Origin of the sequence: Actinomyces sp. S6-Spd3 (assembly GCF_000758755.1) — a bacterium.
Lineage (GTDB): Bacteria > Actinomycetota > Actinomycetes > Actinomycetales > Actinomycetaceae > Pauljensenia.
In genome coordinates this window covers 1-650 of the sequence record NZ_JRMV01000107.1, presented here as the reverse complement: position 1 = coordinate 650, position 650 = coordinate 1, and the positions used below count along the sequence as shown (strand labels likewise).

At 58.8% G+C, this 650-nt stretch carries 1 pseudogene; it reads right to left on the bottom strand.

Going from position 1 to position 650, the window contains the following annotated elements:
• Positions 1-488: pseudogene (locus tag HMPREF1627_RS00655) on the bottom strand (branched chain amino acid aminotransferase); the annotation flags it as partial.
• Positions 489-650 lie beyond the last annotated feature (162 nt).

Genomic DNA, 650 nt, shown 5'->3' with positions numbered 1-650 from the left:
GAGGAACCAAACGGGGTGGGCACCCACTTTGCGTCCTCGGTAACGAGGGCAGAGATCGCACCCACAAAATCGTCTACCTCCATTTGCGGCATGCACATACGCCTTGCTGACGCATTAAAGCGAGCCGCGTTGTAGCCGGGGCGGAAAGTCCAGATTGACCCATCGTCGTGACGGTATGCCTTCATTCCCTCAAAAATCTCTTGCCCGTAATGCAGCACCGCCGCAGCCGGAGAAAGGGTAAGTGGGCCAAACGGGACAACCTGCTTGCTGTGCCACCCCTGCCCCCTCGTCCAAATCGCGCGGGCCATGTGGTCCGAATAGGCCGCACCGAAGCTCAGGTCATCCATTGCCTTCGCCCAGGCTTCCTCGCTCGCAGGCGCCGGATGTGGCTGTACTTCAAAACGTTGTGCCACGTCCTTGGCCGCTGGTAGCGCCCGTGCCCCCTCGGTTTCCAACGCCGTCATGTTATGGCTTAGCCCGTCGCTCATGATGCTTCCTTCCTCACTTCGATTTAAGTCTATTTTAGGTATCGCGTTCCCCTGGCACCGGCAGTGGTCACAGCGTGAACGCTCTACCTTTCGATACGGCCCAACAAGGCCCTGCCCGATCTGCGATGATGGAGGAAGTCAGCTTAAGGAGTCGCCTTGACC